11 protein-coding genes are annotated in these 15,489 nt (G+C 60.6%); 4 read left to right on the top strand and 7 right to left on the bottom strand.

Annotated features, from left to right (window positions below; translation table 11 throughout):
• Positions 1–65 precede the first annotated feature (65 nt).
• From ACN19L_RS19035 to ACN19L_RS19060, 6 genes are all read right to left on the bottom strand, one after another.
• The gene (locus ACN19L_RS19035) at positions 66–1,082 is read right to left on the bottom strand and encodes a nucleotide-diphospho-sugar transferase (protein WP_426491042.1); all 1,017 of its coding nucleotides are present in this window, start codon (positions 1,080–1,082) and stop codon (positions 66–68) included.
• Between the two features lie 32 nt (positions 1,083–1,114).
• Positions 1,115–2,410, bottom strand: coding sequence for an O-antigen ligase family protein (locus tag ACN19L_RS19040; protein WP_426491043.1), 1,296 nt, complete (start codon positions 2,408–2,410; stop codon positions 1,115–1,117).
• Positions 2,407–3,567, bottom strand: coding sequence for a glycosyltransferase family 4 protein (locus tag ACN19L_RS19045; protein ID WP_426491044.1), 1,161 nt, complete (start codon positions 3,565–3,567; stop codon positions 2,407–2,409). Before ACN19L_RS19045 ends, ACN19L_RS19040 begins: the two co-directional genes overlap by 4 nt.
• Entirely contained in the window at positions 3,567–5,183 is a 1,617-nt protein-coding gene (locus ACN19L_RS19050; RefSeq protein ID WP_426491045.1) for a lipopolysaccharide biosynthesis protein, read from the bottom strand. Before ACN19L_RS19050 ends, ACN19L_RS19045 begins: the two co-directional genes overlap by 1 nt.
• 97 nt (positions 5,184–5,280) lie before the next feature.
• A complete protein-coding gene (locus tag ACN19L_RS19055) occupies positions 5,281–7,677 on the bottom strand; it encodes a GumC family protein (RefSeq protein WP_426491046.1) in 2,397 nt (798 codons plus the stop codon).
• Positions 7,678–7,731: 54 nt separating this feature from the next.
• The gene (locus tag ACN19L_RS19060) at positions 7,732–8,520 is read right to left on the bottom strand and encodes a polysaccharide biosynthesis/export family protein (RefSeq protein WP_426491047.1); all 789 of its coding nucleotides are present in this window, start codon (positions 8,518–8,520) and stop codon (positions 7,732–7,734) included.
• Between the two features lie 260 nt (positions 8,521–8,780).
• On the opposite strand from ACN19L_RS19060, the gene ACN19L_RS19065 reads away from it, so the two are divergent.
• The 4 genes from ACN19L_RS19065 (at position 8,781) to ACN19L_RS19080 (ending at position 14,415) form a co-directional block, all read left to right on the top strand.
• Positions 8,781–9,458 (top strand): response regulator transcription factor, encoded by a 678-nt coding sequence (locus tag ACN19L_RS19065; protein WP_426491048.1) that lies wholly within the window; start codon positions 8,781–8,783, stop codon positions 9,456–9,458.
• 143 nt (positions 9,459–9,601) lie between these two features.
• Positions 9,602–11,002 carry a sensor histidine kinase gene (locus ACN19L_RS19070; protein ID WP_426491049.1) on the top strand — a complete coding sequence of 467 codons (1,401 nt, stop codon included), beginning with the start codon at positions 9,602–9,604 and terminating at the stop codon, positions 11,000–11,002.
• 188 nt (positions 11,003–11,190) lie between these two features.
• Positions 11,191–12,798, top strand: coding sequence for a SulP family inorganic anion transporter (locus ACN19L_RS19075; protein WP_426491050.1), 1,608 nt, complete (start codon positions 11,191–11,193; stop codon positions 12,796–12,798).
• Between the two features lie 261 nt (positions 12,799–13,059).
• Positions 13,060–14,415 carry a hypothetical protein gene (locus tag ACN19L_RS19080; RefSeq protein ID WP_426491051.1) on the top strand — a complete coding sequence of 452 codons (1,356 nt, stop codon included), beginning with the start codon at positions 13,060–13,062 and terminating at the stop codon, positions 14,413–14,415.
• Positions 14,416–14,447: 32 nt separating this feature from the next.
• Here ACN19L_RS19080 and ACN19L_RS19085 read toward each other — a convergent pair whose 3' ends face one another.
• Positions 14,448–15,467, bottom strand: a complete 1,020-nt coding sequence (locus ACN19L_RS19085) for a glycosyltransferase family 2 protein (protein ID WP_426491052.1) — start codon at positions 15,465–15,467, stop codon at positions 14,448–14,450.
• Positions 15,468–15,489: the final 22 nt, after the last annotated feature.

A 15,489-nucleotide genomic window follows, 5' to 3' on the forward strand; every position in this document is an offset into this window, starting at 1 on the left:
CAGGTCCCGGTCCGGGCCGGTAACGTGGGAAGCGTCTTCCGACGAGGGCGGTTGTGCCTGTGCTATCAGGCGTGGGTAGCTGAGGAAAACACGGGCGCGGGAGACTGGTACACGGAGGCCGGCCTGGTACTGGCCGCCACGGGCCGCCGCACGGCCAACTGCCGAAGCCGCGCCATCACGCGCCCCCACAGAAACTCCCGGAACCGACGGTTGTCGCGGCGGCGGTCGGCCAATACGGTGCCGGGGTGACACAGCGGAAAGCTGAGGTCGGTGGTGGGTACGTTGGCAAATTCGTCGTCGGGATTCAGCGTATGGGTGCCTTGTTCCCCAAACCCAATGTTGCCCACCAGATTAGTAGCCGGCACAATGCACAACCCTGAGTTGGCAACAATAGCAAAGTGCCACTGGTAGTCCCATACATCGGGAGGCTGGGGAAGGCGGAGCACGCTTTCTATCTTGCTGAGCCGGTACCGGTTTTCCAGCGGCGTGCCGTACAGCCCCTGCAACTTGCCCTGCTCGCGCAGCTCCTGAAACCGGCTGAGCTGGAAATCATACAGGTGCCAGGCCCGGCGCCAGCTGGCCCAGCCCCAGCTGTTCACCTGAGTAGAGAAATAGTACGACTCAGGTCCGGCCCGGTGCGGGCGGCGGGCCTCCCGGCTGAAATTATTGCCCCCAATGTGCATGACGCGGGTATCGTGGCGGTAGCGGAGCAGCAGCTCCTCGCAGAACCGGAAAAAGCTGGGGGCCGGCACGCAGTCGTCTTCCAGAATAATGCCTTCCTCTTCCTGCCGGAAAAACCAGTCGATGGCGGAGGCGGGCCCAACGCCGCAGTTCAGGTTGGTGGTGCGAAACAGCGTGAATACCTGGCAGGGCCAGTCGATGGCGGCCACCACGGCCCGGGCCGCCTGGCAGCGGGCGGGGTCGTCGGGGTGGGTGGCGCGGGGGCCGTCGGCGGCAATATAGAGGCGGGGAGGGCGAACTTGGCGTACAGCCTCAAACACCCGGCGCGTAGATTCGGGGCGGTTGAAGATCAGCAGCAGTACGGCCGTGCGTAAAGGTGTGTGGGCAGGTGCAGGTTGCATAGCGAAAGCATCAGCGCAGGTGAAGGCAGGAACTAAGCTGGCAGTGGCAGACCCGGACTACCCACCGCCGGGGGAAGCTTCGGGGCGGGCGAGGATACGGGGGGACGAATAGCGGCCGGTACCGGCACCGGGGCCACCACGGCCAGGGTGAGCCCGATGAGGCCGTAGAGGTAAGGCGGCCAGTCGTAGGAAACGCCGTAAAGCAGGGCGCAACTGCTAAAACAGAGCAGTGTGGCGGCTTCCGGCGACAAGGGTACCGGCTGCAACGCCCGCTTGAGCAGTTGCCAGAAGGGCACGGCAACTACCAGCAGCACTCCGAGAATACCAAAGTAAAATAGCCGGTCGAGGTAGAAGCTGTGGAAGTGGTGACCAGTGCGGTCGGCCCACACGGGATGGTCCCCGTCGCCATAGAACTGCATGGGCAATTCAAAACCCTCTAGCCGCATTCCAGCTATGGGATGCTCCTCTACAAAAGACTGGTAGGCTTCCCACTGCTTAAGACGCCAGTTGCCGGTGCCTTGCTTATCGGCGTGGGTAATGTCCTCCACATTGCTTTCAAGCTTGCGCAGCACCTGCGGGTCGTCCAGTACCAGGGCCGTGCCCCCCAGGCCCACTGCCAGCAGAGGCAGCACCAGCATCGGCAGCAGGCGGGGCATCGTCAGCCGGGCACCGGCCAGGCGGGTGGTCAGGCCCAGCAGGGCTATGAGGGCCAGGGCCAAGCCCGTAGTCAGCCACACAGTACGATGCTGCAGGAACACAATCAGGGCCAGCAATACAAAAAATACCCCGAGCCGCAGCAAGCCTCCCTGGGTTAGATACTGCGTGAGATAATACAGCGCCGGCAGCATCAGCAGGAAAGCAGACGTCACGTCGAAGCCTCGTTCGGTATCCAAAAAAGCACTGAGGCTGAGGGCGTCAGGGTGAAAGATGGCCAGGCTGCCGGCCAGCCCCGCCACCAGCAAACCCATCAGCAGGCCCATGGGCAAGGGATGCCGGCGGTAATAGGCATACAAGGCAAAAATGGGCAGCAGAGCCAGCAGCTTGGCAAATACGTGCAGGTACATGAAGGGCGTACCCCAGGTGTTGTACGATTCTAGGGCCAGAGCCCCAATACTGCCCCCAACCACCAGCAGCCAGCGCCGCATCACCGGGCTCAGGTAGCGAAAATACAGGGCCAGTAGCAGCAGGGAAAAGCCCGTAATGGCGTAGTTGTAGAGGCCCAGAGCCGGGTCGTCAGGTTCGGCTACCACAAACTCGGTGAAAGCCCTATCAGTGAGCAGCACCAGCAGGGCAGGCAGTACGTGGCGGAAGCGGAGGTTGACTTTCATAGCTCCAAAGCCGAAACGGTAGTTGTGGGAGCCGGGCGCACCGTCAGGTTGCCCTGGTGGGCGCAGGCAGCTTCGTACACGGCCCGGGTACGGCGGGCCGTGTTGTGCCAGGTAAAATCGAGTAGCCGCAGCTGGCCCAGGTGCACCAGTTCCCGGCGTAACCGGGCATCGGTCAGCAGGCGGGCCAGTTGCTCAGCCAGCACTGCGGGTTGGTCGGGCGGAAAATACAGGGCTGCCTCCCGGGCAATTTCCGGAAAACAGGATGCCTGGCTGAGCACCACCGGGCACTGCTGGCTAAAAGCCTCCAGAATGGGCAGCCCAAATCCCTCGTAGCAGGAGGGGAAGATGAACGCCCGTGCGTGCCGGTACAGGTGCGTAAGCTGCACATCGGAAACGGGGCCGAACTGGTGGGCGCGTTCGGCCCAGCCTGCTTGCCGAAGCAGGGCCTGCTCCTCGGCTGTAAATGAGCCGCCTCCGGCGCATACTAGGTGCATTCCCTGCGCAACGGTGGCCGGCAGCATGGCCAGCGCCTTAACCAGACAGCCGAAATTTTTGTACAATGCCCGGCTGCCGGTAAACAGCACGTACCGCTCCGGCAGAGGTAGAGCCGATGGTCCAGAGGCAGCCGCTGGCTCCGCGTAGCCATGATACACCACCGCTACCTTCTCGGAGGCTACGGGCAATAGCCGCAGCACATCGGCGCGGGTATGTTCCGAAACGGCAATGATACGGTCGGCGCGCTGGGCGATGCGTGCCAGTGTCTGATCGTCCCGGTCAGGATAATGAGCCGGGAACAGCGCCGGAATCATATCATGAATGGTAATAACCAAGGGCCGGCCCGGGGGCAGCAGGTCAAGAAAGTAGTCGTCGTCGGTGAGGGTGGGGTGAAATACGTCGTAAGCCGCCCGGCGCAACGCCCGCCGGGAGGCCCGGTCGTTGAAGAACTGGATAACCCGCCAGCGCGCCGGCAACGAAGAGTTGGGCAGAAACGTGCGGTAGCGGGGGTACTGCTGGTCGCGCAGGTAGAGGTTATTGCTCAACGCCACCGCCAGCTCCGATTGCCAACTGGCGTGGCGGAGCAACTCGTGGTGGTAGCGGGATACGCCCCCGAAATCCTGGAGCGTAAACGCCTGGTGGTCGTATAGAACGCGCATCATTACACCAGTTCAGTTTCGGGGTCGGGGAGCAGGGCCGGGTGAGGACGGGGTGGAGCAGTTGGCCGGGCCGGGCCGGGCCGCTCCCCGTCCAGGTACGCCAACCGAGCCGCAAAACTCCGCAGCAACTGCCGGGACCACCCGGCGGGGGAGCTGTCTTCCAGCAGGCGGTGCAGCAGGTGGCGCATTACCTGTCGCAGCCGCGCGGGAGGCAGACCCACGGCGAAAGCCAGTAGCAGGAAGCAGCCCGTTGCTATTTCCAGCAGCAGTAGGGAGGCCGGTGCCGGGCTGGCTGGTACCAGCCACCGCACCGCGGCGATGCCGGCCGCCACCAGCCCCCCGGCCAGCAGCCCCGGTACGTAGCTGCCCAGCACCGCCGCCGTCGTTACCTGTAGTACCCGCCGCATCAGCCAGAGGTAGAGGCCGGTCCGGATAATCTCCCCGGCTACTACGGCTGCGGCGACGCCCAGCAGCCCAAAGCGGCTAAGACCCATGAACAGGCCCGTAAGGAGTACCACGTACAGCAGATTCAGCCAGAGCTTGGGCGTGAGCGTGGCGGTAGCATCGCACACAACCCCGGCAAACATCGTGACCATGCTGAGGGCAAAAGCGGCGCATATTACCCGCAGCACAGGAATGGCTGCCGTCCAGCCCGTCCCTAACATTACGCGCACAATTTCCGGCGCTGCCACGGCGGCCCCCGCGCAAATAGGAATTACCAGGGCGGCAATCAGCGTGATGCTGCACAGGTACACGGTGCGCAGGCGAGGTCGGTCGGTCTGCACCTGGCTGAAAGAAGAAAACACCACCTTCGATATGCTGGTTGTGAGCAGGTACACGGGCAAGCCAATCAGCATCCAGCCGCGGCTATAGATGCCCAGGGCCGCAGCACCGAGCAGCCGCCCAATCAGCAGCGTATCCAGGGAGCCCGTCACAAACTCCAGAAAGCTGATGACGGACATGCGGCTGCCGTAGGCAACCAGAGGCCGGTAGGCTTCCCACTCAACTAGGGGCCGGATGTCGTGGCGCTCGGCCAGATAGCCCAGAATGGTTAGCAGCAGGTTCTGGCCCAGAGTAGCGGCCACTAAGCTCCACACCCCATAGCCCTGAAGCGCCAGCCCGATGCCCAGGCCGCCGTAGCTGAGCACGTAGGAAATTACCTCGATGCTGGCCAGGGTGCGAAAACGCATGTGGCGGCGCAGCAAGCTCAGGGCCGTAGCATTCAGCCCGGTGAGTACCAAACCGGCCGCCAGTACCCGCACCACGGGTATCACCTCGGGCTGGCGCACAACGCCGGCAGCCAGCGGAGCTGCTGCCACCAGTAGCCCGCCAAATACCAGACTTAATACCACCGAGGAGGTGAAGGCGGCCCGTACATCGGCTCGGGTGAGCGTGGCCTTCTGAATAATGGCCTGCTCCATGCCCATCTGGGCAAAGTAGGAGCCGAACCGCAGAATGACGCCCGCCAGTGCCACCAAGCCAAACGCAGCCGGACTCAGCAGCCGGGCCATAGTGGCCGTGTAGCCAATCTGCAGCAGGGCAGTGGTGATGGTGGCCCCGGTAGTCCATTTAATGCCGTGCACGGCGGCGGTAGTCAGGTTGTCGGTAGAAGATGCCATAGGTGCCATCCGAGTGAAAGGTGCAAGGGACGAAGAGCGGGCGGGAGTGCGGGGCAGGAGCAGGGATGAGCAGGGCCGTGGCCCGGCAGGCGGTACGCTAGTAGCCGTAGGTATAGGCTTTTTCCTTATAGCGGTACTCGTAGGTTTTAGTGAAGTGCATGTCGTTGATGATCATATAGATCTGCTTTACTTTCTGTTCCTCGTGCAGCTCATTGATCTGGCTGATCAGGCCTTTGTCAGTGTAATTCTGACGTACCACATACACGTTGGCATCCAGGTGGCGCAGCAGCATAAAAAATTCGGCCACGTAGCCCGTGGGCGGAGTGTCCACAATCACGTAGTCGTACTCCTGGCGCAGGCGGGCCATCAGTTCTTCCATGCGGGTGCCTTCCAGCAGCTCGGTGGGGTTCTGCGGAATAGGGCCGCAGCAGAGCACATCCAGGTTGGGCACCTGCGGGGCTGGGTGGCGGCATTCCTCAAAGGTGCTCAGCCCCATCAGGTAGCTGCTGAGTCCATGCTCGGCGCAGTCGGTTTGCAGGTTGAAGTAGCCGGCCACCGTGGGGCGGCGCAGGTCGCACTCCAGCAACAGCACCTTCCGGCCACTATGGGCCATTTCGGCGGCCAGGTTCACGGCGCAGAACGTCTTGCCCTCCCCCGGTACCGAGGACGTTACCCCAATCAGCTTCTTATCCAGGCCCGCCGAGAGGTACTGCAGGTTCACCCGGATAGAGCGGAACGACTCCGCAATGGGGCCTTTAGGACTGGAGAGCATTACCTCCTTATCCTGCCTGCTACCGTGGGCCACCACGCCCAGCAGCGGAATGTTGGTAATGCGTGAAAGGTCTTCCTTGCTCTGGATGCGGCGGTTGGCCTTATCAATCACCACCGAAATGCCCAGCGGTAGCACCAGGCCGGCTACCAGCGCAATGAGTAGTACCACACCCGGTTTGGGCACTACCGGCCCGTCGCCGTTCATGGCGGCTACGTCCACTACTTTTTTGTCGGTGGCATTGGTAGCCAGGGCAATGGCGGCTTCAGCCCGCTTCTCAATCAGGAACTGGTAGTTTTTGTCGTTGAAATCGGTCTTGCTTTTCAGGGTAGCCAACTGCCGCTCGTTTTCGGGAAGCTGACTCATCGTGCCACGCACCCGGCCCAGTTGGCTATCCAGGTCGCGCAGGGCAATATCGGCGGCGTGGGTCATGTTGGCCAGTGTCTGGCGCAGGCTTTCCTTGGCCACCCGAATCCGCTCGTCCAGAATAGTCACCATTGGGTTTTCCACCGAGGCATTCACGCCCAGTGCGGCCCGCTGCCCGTTCAGGTCAGTGAGCTGCAGAATCAGGTTGTTCACCACCGGGTCTTCAATGCCAATACTGCTGGGGGCCGCCAGCTGCCCCGCCTCCTGGTGGGAGTTGAGGTAGCTGAGCATGTTCTGGTAGTACTTGCGGTTGGTGGCCACTTTGGCCCGTAGCATTTCCAGCTCATTCTGCTGCTGAATACCAGTGGCTGACTGAGCCCCCACATCTACCACGCCCCGGGCGGCCCGGAAGGAACTGAGGGCTGCCGTGGAGCGCCGCAAGGAGTCGGCTAGGTGCCCGATTTCCTTGTCGAGGAAGGCCACGGTTTTCTGGCCCGTGAGGTTTTTGGTGCGCAGGTCATTTTCCACGTACACCCGCATCAGCGTATCCAGAAACTGGGTTTCCTTCTGGGGCACGGTGCCTTTGGTGGTCAGCTCGATAATGCGCGACTCCCGGTCGATGGGGCGCACTGTCAGCCGCTGCTGGTAGTCGCCCGTGAGGGTGCCTAGGTCGCGCAATTGCACAAAGTAGCGCTCTGTAAGGTTCTGGGGCGGATACCCCGGCTCGGCTTCCAGTACCGCCGTGAGGAGGGGCGTACGCAGGGTATCACCGGAGCGCACGGTTTCATTCAGGTGGGGGTTGAGCACCTCGCGTACCAGCTCGCCGGTGGGCAGGCTGTAGAGGCGGCCCTTGTCGGCATCGGCCTGCACCCGGAAGCGGCCGTCGCCCAGGGGCTCAACGTAAATCCGCACGCCCGTCAGCTGGGGCGCATCGGGCACCGGCCGCAGTCGGAAGGGTACGGCCCCGGCCGGCCGCTCCTGCAACTGAATGTCCCGGGTGGTATTCAGCCAGGTGGTGGGGGCTACGTAATAAGAGGTTTCGAACGGCAGGCGGGCCAGCGCTTGGTGCAGCATCTCGGCCGAGGTCAGCAGCCCGATTTCATCCTCCATCTTAGTGCCTTTCTCCTTTACCTCCAGAATCTTGAGCAGCTCCTGGGCCTGCTTGGAGCCTGTGCCCTGGTCGCCGAGCAGCATGGTGGAGCGAAAGGCATACACGGGTTGCTTTATCCGCAGGTAGAGAAATGCCGCCAGCCCCGCCAGGGCCAACGACACCAGAAACAGTGGCCAGCGGTTGCGCAACCGGAAAAATAACTCGTGCAGGTCAAGCTCATCGGCGGGGGAGTGTGGGCGTTGTTGCATTCCGGAAGGCAGGTAGAGGGTGAAGGGAAGGCGGGATAAGGCATGTTGGGGCGACTAGAGCACTTTCAGATAATTGAGAATGAGTACCAGCGCCGAAACCCCCGAAAACACCAGGGCCAGGTTGTTCACGTTGCCCCGGGTGTTGCGGGCCTGCATGGGCTCCACGTACAGCGCATCGTTGGGCAGCAGATAGAAGTAGGGCGAAGTGAGCAGGTTGGAGTCGGTGAGGTCCAGCAGCACCACCTCCGAGCCCTTGGCCGTCTGGCGGATGAGCTTGATGTTCTGCCGGTTCCCAAACTCAGTTAAGTCGCCGGCCAGTCCCAGGCCTTCCAACACCGTGCACTGGGCATTATACACGAAGTAGCGGCCGGGGCTACGCACCTCGCCCAGCACGGTAATCTTGAAGGAAAGTAGCTTCACCAGCACATTCGCATCGCGCACAAAGGCACTCACCTTCTGCTTCACGGCAGCCTGGGTTTCTTCCACCGTCAGGCCTTCTACTTTCACCACGCCCACCGTGGGCAGGGCAATGTTGCCCGCCTCGTCCACGGAGTAGCCGGTGAGGTAGAGGTTGCCCGGGTCGCCATTGAATACGGCCCGGGCATCCACTGTATTAAACATGTCATTGAGTTGGGGCTGCACACTTTGTACCCGGATACTGAGTACATCACCGGGCTGAATGCGGTATTGCTGCCGGATATTCTCCACCTTCACGGGCGTTCGGGTGGTATAGCTGCTACCCTGCAGGTACGGCAGATTCTTCTGCGCTACACACCCTCCCAGCCCCAGCACCAAGGGCAGCAGCAACAGCACACATAAACGGAAGCAGGTAACGTAGGGCATGTGGTAGGAGAGAGGAGAAAACAGACCATAGAAGCAACGTACTACCTGATAATTACCGACAGCGCAAAGTGCTGGTATTGAATATTTCCATAAACGTATTGGATTGAAAGTGTAAAGTCAAGTAAATTTTAAATTATTCTATTATTTTTTTGTATTAGCTATAGACAGCTTCTAGCAGGCTGTAAATGGCTTTGCGGCGGTGTTTCTCTGAATTCTCGCACTAGTCGTACTACCTTGCCAACAACCAACCTCCTGCACCTATGAAAATCCTGCTGGTTGAAGACGAACCGAAGGTGGCCGCCTTCCTGCACCAGGGCCTCACCGAGCAGCACCACACGGTGGACCTCGCTGCCGACGGTGTACTGGGCCTGCGGCTGGCGCAGTCCAATCCCTACGACCTCATCATTCTGGATACGCTGCTACCTGGGCTAAGCGGGCTGGAAGTGTGCCGGCAAGTGCGCACCCAAGACACGAGCGTGCCCATTCTCATGCTCACGGCGCTGGGCGAAACCGATGATAAAATCCGGGGGCTGGATGCCGGGGCCGATGACTATCTGGTGAAGCCCTTTGCCTTTCAGGAGCTGCTGGCCCGCATCCGGGCCCTTACCCGCCGCCGCCACGACTCGCCCTCCGCCGAATCCATTCTGCGCCTGGCCGACCTGACCCTCGACCCCGGCCGCAAGGTGGTACAGCGGGCCGGGCATACCATCCAGCTCACGGCCCGCGAGTTTGCCTTGCTGGAGTACCTGCTGCGCAACCAGAACCGGGTAGTATCGCGGGTGGATATTCTGGAGCACGTTTGGGAAACGTCCTTCGATACCGGCTCCAACGTCATCGACGTGTACATCAACTTCCTGCGTAAGAAGCTTGATAAGGACTTCACTCCCAAGCTCATTCACACGCTGGTAGGCATGGGCTACGTAATGAAGGAGGAGTAAGTGAGAGTTGAATTCTGAATGACGCGTTATGAGCTGGATGGATGGGTGAGGCAATGGTTCAGAACCCGCACGTTTGAAGTCCCTGCTCAGAAGCAACAGGATAATTCAGCTCTCATAACTCAACACTCATAATTCCCCCTCAGATGTCCATCCGTACCCGCCTGACGCTGCAGTTCGTGGCTATCCTGTTCGTCACGCTGCTGCTGTTTTCGGTGGTGATTTATTTCTTCACCTACCAATCGGGGCGGGAGGCCTTCAGTGAGAGCCTGTTTGCCCGGGCCCGCATTGTGGCCCACGTGTACCTGGATGGCACCCGCCGCAGCGACGAGGCCAGCCGGGCTTCTTACCGGCAGTACTTACGGCAGTTCTACCGCACCCTGCCCAACGAGGAAGTCCGGGTATTTGATGCCCGAAATCAGGTCGTGTTCAAGGAAGGGCTGACAGGCCAGGAGGCCGTGCCGGTGGAGCTGCTGCGCACCGTGCGCGCCAATGCCCGGGAGGTACAGCTGGAAGACAAGTACCGGCAGACCGTGGGCCTGCGCTACCGAGACGCCGTGCGCGGCGACTTCGTAGTGGTGGCGTCCTCCGTGGATACCGACAGCCAGGAAAAGCTGCACAACCTGCTCACGGTACTCACGTTCGGGCTGCTTATCTCCTTTGTAATTGTCGGAATCGGGGGGTGGTTTTTTGCCGGGCAGGCCCTCAAGCCCATGCAGCGCATCATTCAGGAAGTTGACAGCATCACGGCTTCCGACCTGCACCGCCGCCTCTCGCAGGCCGATGGGCAGGACGAGGTATCCTTGCTGGCCCAACGCTTCAATAGCCTGCTTAACCGCCTCGAAACGGCTTTTGCCGGGCAGCGCACTTTCGTGCGCGACGCCTCCCACGAGTTGCGTACCCCACTGGCGGCCATCATCGGGCAGCTGGAGGTGGCCCTGATTCAGCAGGAGCGCACCCAGCAGGAATACCGCCGGGTGCTGCAAAGCACCCTCGATGCGGCCCGTCTGCTCAAGGACCTCACCAACGGCCTGCTGCAGATTGCCCGCGCCTCCGACGACCCCTCGCAGGTGCCCCGCACTCTGGTGCGCCTCGATGAGTTGCTGCTGCAGGCACACGAGGAAGTACACCGCCGTCACCCCACCTGCCGCATCGACCTGGACTTTGCCGAGTCGCCGACGGCCCGGCAGGCGGTGCCGTATGCCGTGCTGGGCAATGAGGCGCTGCTATTGTCGGCGTTTCTGAACATCCTGGAAAACGCCTGCAAGTTCTCCGCTGGCTCTACCGAGGCTGTGCTGGCGACGCTGGCAACATCGCGCCGCCGGGTGCAGCTCACTGTGCGCGACCGGGGTATGGGTATGACGGAGGCTGACCGGCAGCAGGTGTTTGTTCCCTTTTTTCGGGCGGAGGCCGTGCGTACCGTACCCGGCCACGGTATCGGACTGCCGCTTACGGCGAAGATAATGGAGCTGCACGAGGGCGAAATCCGGGTGGAAAGCCAACTGGGCCAGGGCACCGCTGTAACCCTGGATTTGCCAGCCATGTAACGTCGGACAGCACTTTTTCGGGGCGTTGATCTATAGTTTTTTAGATCATTAAAAAGGGGTAAGTGGCTTTTTAACAGTATTTTAATTTGCTTTTAATTAGGTCTTAACGAGGGCAGCCTAGACTTGTGCTGAATCCTGGGGGAGTAATCCTGCAGCTTCATTGTCCGCACCTGCTTCCCCTCGTTTCTATGCCCCACGTTGCCCAGCCCACTGCAACACCCCCGGTCCGTACGCCGTCCGGTATCCCATCCTCCCCCTGGAAACACCTCAGCAGTGACCTGCCGGCCGGACTGGTCGTATTTCTGGTGGCATTGCCGCTGTGTCTGGGCATTTCGCTAGCCTCTGGGGCGCCCCTGCTGGCGGGCATCATTGCCGGTATCGTGGGGGGACTGGTGGTATCCTGGATGAGCAACTCGGCCCTCAGCGTAAGCGGCCCGGCGGCTGGCCTCACCAGCATTGTGCTGGCTTCGCTGCAGTCCTTGCAGTCATTTCAGGCTGTGCTGGCGGCCGTGGTAGTGGCCGGCGTTATTCAGGTGGTGATGGGGCTGCTGAAGGCCGGCATTGTGGGTATGTATTTTCCCACGTCGGTTATCCGGGGTATGCTGGCCGCCATTGGTCTCACGCTTATCCTCAAACAGATTCCGCACCTGGTAGGGGCTGATGCCAACTACTTTGAGGATATGACCTTCCTGCAGTTTGACGGGCAAACTACATTTTCGGCCATTGAGCGGGCTATGCAGGGCATTGGGGCCGGCTCCGCCCTGGTAGGGCTGGTATCCCTGAGCATTCTGCTGCTTTGGGACCAGCAGATAACCCGGCGCGTGCGTTTTCTGCGCCTGGTGCCAGGGGCACTGGTTGTGGTACTCGTATCCATCGGCCTGAACAATCTGCTGGACGTAGCAGCCCCCGTGCTGAAAATTCGCCCACAGCATTTGGTTAATCTACCTAACATCTCCTCCTGGCAGGACTTCGTTGCCTCATTCACCCGGCCCGACTGGTCGGCCCTGCAGAAACCTGGTTTTTTTGCAGTGGCCTTCACCTTTGCTGTTGTGGCCTCGCTGGAGTCGTTGCTGAGCGTGAAAGCCGTGGATAAGCTGGACCTACACAAGCGGGTAACGCCTACCAACCGGGAGCTGGTGGCGCAGGGCACGGGCAACATCATCAGCGGTTTGCTGGGCGGGCTGCCGCTCACGGCCGTTATCGTGCGCAGCTCGGCCAATATCAACGCCGGCGGGCAAACGCGCATGGCGGCCTTTTTCCACGGAATTCTGCTGCTGGTGAGCTTGTTGTTTCTGGAGTCGGTGCTGAACCAGGTGCCATACTCCGCACTGGCGGCCGTGCTGCTGGTGGTGGGCTACAAACTCACTAAGCCCGCGTTGTACCGCACGCAGTGGCAGCTGGGCTGGCAGCAGTTTCTGCCGTTCATCGTCACCATCGTAGCTATTCTGTTCACTGATTTGCTGAAGGGGGTTTCGGTAGGGCTGGCCGTGGGCGTTTTCTATATCCTGAAGGCCAACTACGAGTCGGCGTATTACTTGAGCAAGCCGGCCGCCATGCAGCCCGGCCCTATTCACCTCAAGCTGTCGGAGCAGGTTACCTTCCTGAATAAGGCCAGCATTGTGAAAGTGCTGGATGAGCTGCCCGACGACACGCAAGTACTGATTGACGGCTCCGACTCATCGTTTATTGATTACGACGTGCTGGAGGCAATTGAGAATTTTCGGCTGGCTGCCCCGGAGCGGGGTATCCGGCTGGAACTGCGGGCTATTCCGCAGGTGCAGGTGTTGGGCCATTAATAGAGTTGGCGCTGGCAATGAAAGGTAGAATACCATTCCATTAGCTTAAGTATTGCGCTATGGTCCCTGCATAGCGCGCAAACATCATCGGGCGTAGTCTGAGGGGAGTGCGCTTTCGATGTGTGGAACCGCCATTTCCATTGGAAATGGCGGTTTTTTGCGTATATGGGGCTATGAATTATGAAGCAATTGGAAGTGGATAGGTAAAAAGTATGACCAAAAGTATGACCAAAAAAGGCGTAGTACCTTCCCCGTCTCCTTATGCCAGTTCACGTTAGCTTCCAGAATAAAATCACCATCCGGGCCTATCTGCGGCGGCCCAACAAGGAAGGGTTCTGCCACGTCCGGCTGATTGCTCGCTTCCACGGCGACGAGCTCTGCCTCTCGCCGGGCGTGCTGATCCTGCCGGAGCAGAAGGCGGGCCGAAAGACCCTGCAGCTGTGGGAGCCCAAAACCCGGCGCGTAACCGACGAGCATCCGCAGGCGGCGGCCATCAACGCGGAACTGCTGCGCTGCGAAACCGAAATCACGACGGCCTTCCGCACCCTGGCCGGCCCGCTGGGCAAGCAGCAGGTTACCAGCGATGCGATGTGGCGGCTGCTGCTGGTGGAAGAAGAAGGGGCTGCCACCGTTGACCCGCTGCAGCAGACGGTGCTGGAGCATCACGCCCAGTGGGCAGCGGAGAATGAAGGTATCCTGTCCGCTTCCTACCTGAAACAGGCCAAGTACCTGAGTGGGCAGCTGTACGAGTGGAAGCCGAAGCTGCCGGTAGGGGAGCTGCTGACGGAAAAGATGGTCCGGGCCTGGCAGCAGCACCTGGTACGCGAGGAAGCCGCCGACGGCTCCATTGCCAACTCGTTCAAATGGCTGCGTACCCTGGCCGGCCGCATCGGGGTGAACCCGAAGCTGCCATGGCTCAAATACAAGGAGGTAAACGCGGTGCAGCTGGACCTGACCCGCGACGAGTTGCATGCGCTGCTGGCGGCCGACCTGGGGAAGGATGAGCGCCTGCTACAGGAGCGCGACCGGTGGGTGCTGCAGATGCTCACCGGCCGCCGCTACTCCGATCTGGCCGTGCTGCGGCCGGAGCAGGTAACCGAGCTGACGCTTGAAGATGGCCAGCGGGTACCGGCCCTGCGCCACCACCAGCAGAAGGTAACAGCTGAGGTGTTGCTCCCCTTACCGCCGCTGGCTATGTGGATCGGGGAGCGGTGGAACTGGCACCTGCCGGCCATGAGCAACCGGCAGCGCAACGTGCTGGTGAAGCAGGTGGCCCAGGCCGCCGGCATCACCCGCCTGTTCAACGATGCGAAAATCAGCGGGGGCAAGGTGACCGACAACTACCGGCCGGCCTGGGAAATCATCGGCACCCACACGGCGCGGCACACGGCCGGCTCCCTGCTGCTGGAGGTATCCGGCGGCGACGAGTCGCTGGCCGCCTACGTGCTGGGCCACGTTCAGGGCACTACCACCGGCATCTACGCCAAGGACAAGGCCCGGCGCATTGCCCCGCTGCTGCTGCAGGCCTGGCAGAAGGTGCTGGGGGAGTTCTACGATGCTGAACTGCCGGGCAGAATAGACGTGGAGGATGGCGGACCTTTCCAGGCAAAAGGATAAGGTAGGCAGTGCCCGATACCACGGGCTGGCGACTACGACAAAGCGGGCTTTGGCTTCCCCCGTAATACCTTATACAGTATTCCATCCCCCAAAATCTGGCGCAGCCCGCTGAGACGGTTCGCAAGCAGGATGTGCATCATCTCTTTCAAGCACACGGATCGGTAATTTGGCAGCGCTTCACGTAGTACGGCAAGGACTTTTCGCACCTTTGCAATCCTCATGTTATCATACAGCACTGCGTGAAAGCAGTCTCGCACTATCTGCTGGGCTCGATGCTCTTCGAAGCGAGGGCCTAGGGAAACGTGCCGGCGTAGCTGCTTGATCATCCTGGCTCCTTCCAGCAGAACAGTAACCGGTTTTGTTCTACTTCGCACGTTGGAGGCGTGCCGCCGGAAGAAATTCAGGGGCTTGGCAATGAAGGCTACATCGCAGCGTGCCAGTACCCGAATCCAGTACACCCAATCCCCTGCCAGCTTGAAGTTGGTTTCTGCTGGCCCCACCTCCTCTGTGATATTGCGCCGCAGTAGAACCGCGCTGGCGTTGGGAATAACGTTGCCGTTGCACAGATGCTCCTCAATGAATGCGTGGCCTGCGGCCGTAAAGCTATGCCGCCAATTCTCAACCTGAAATTCGGTGCCGGTGTTGGTATGAACGACTACGCGACGTCCTGATTCATCCACATGCCATGAATCGCAATAAGCCAAGCCAACAGAGGGGTTTTGTTCCAGTGCGGCACTCAACGTTTCCAGCAAGCGGGGGTCTGCAAAATCGTCGCTTTCAGCAATCCACACATATTCCCCGGTTGCCTGGGCCAACCCCTTGTTCCACTGAGCAAAGGTGTTTCCACTGTTCTGCTCATTGAGTATGACCCGTATGCGGGCATCCTGCTGAGCAAACCGAGCAATTACCTCCCGGCTGTTATCCGTAGAACAGTCATCGAGTACGATGATCTCCAGGTTTTGCTCCGTCTGCCCAAGGACGCTTTGAATGCGTTGTGACAGGTACTGCCCGTGATTATAATTCGGGATGATTACTGAGATTTTCGGAGTCATACTTCCACACGTTTCGCCAGAG

The organism is Hymenobacter sp. 102, from assembly GCF_049949205.1.
GTDB lineage: Bacteria > Bacteroidota > Bacteroidia > Cytophagales > Hymenobacteraceae > Hymenobacter.

Excerpts from the sequence above, each read along its gene's own strand:
- ACN19L_RS19075 (WP_426491050.1), top strand. The coding sequence starts at position 11,191 with ATGCCCCACGTTGCCCAGCCCACTGCAACACCCCCGGTCCGTACGCCG.
- ACN19L_RS19085 (WP_426491052.1), bottom strand. The coding sequence starts at position 15,467 with ATGACTCCGAAAATCTCAGTAATCATCCCGAATTATAATCACGGGCAG.
- ACN19L_RS19045 (WP_426491044.1), bottom strand. The coding sequence starts at position 3,567 with ATGATGCGCGTTCTATACGACCACCAGGCGTTTACGCTCCAGGATTTC.
- ACN19L_RS19080 (WP_426491051.1), top strand. The coding sequence starts at position 13,060 with ATGCCAGTTCACGTTAGCTTCCAGAATAAAATCACCATCCGGGCCTAT.
- ACN19L_RS19040 (WP_426491043.1), bottom strand. The coding sequence starts at position 2,410 with ATGAAAGTCAACCTCCGCTTCCGCCACGTACTGCCTGCCCTGCTGGTG.
- ACN19L_RS19060 (WP_426491047.1), bottom strand. The coding sequence starts at position 8,520 with ATGCCCTACGTTACCTGCTTCCGTTTATGTGTGCTGTTGCTGCTGCCC.
- ACN19L_RS19065 (WP_426491048.1), top strand. The coding sequence starts at position 8,781 with ATGAAAATCCTGCTGGTTGAAGACGAACCGAAGGTGGCCGCCTTCCTG.
- ACN19L_RS19055 (WP_426491046.1), bottom strand. The coding sequence starts at position 7,677 with ATGCAACAACGCCCACACTCCCCCGCCGATGAGCTTGACCTGCACGAG.
- ACN19L_RS19035 (WP_426491042.1), bottom strand. The coding sequence starts at position 1,082 with ATGCAACCTGCACCTGCCCACACACCTTTACGCACGGCCGTACTGCTG.
- ACN19L_RS19050 (WP_426491045.1), bottom strand. The coding sequence starts at position 5,183 with ATGGCATCTTCTACCGACAACCTGACTACCGCCGCCGTGCACGGCATT.
- ACN19L_RS19070 (WP_426491049.1), top strand. The coding sequence starts at position 9,602 with ATGTCCATCCGTACCCGCCTGACGCTGCAGTTCGTGGCTATCCTGTTC.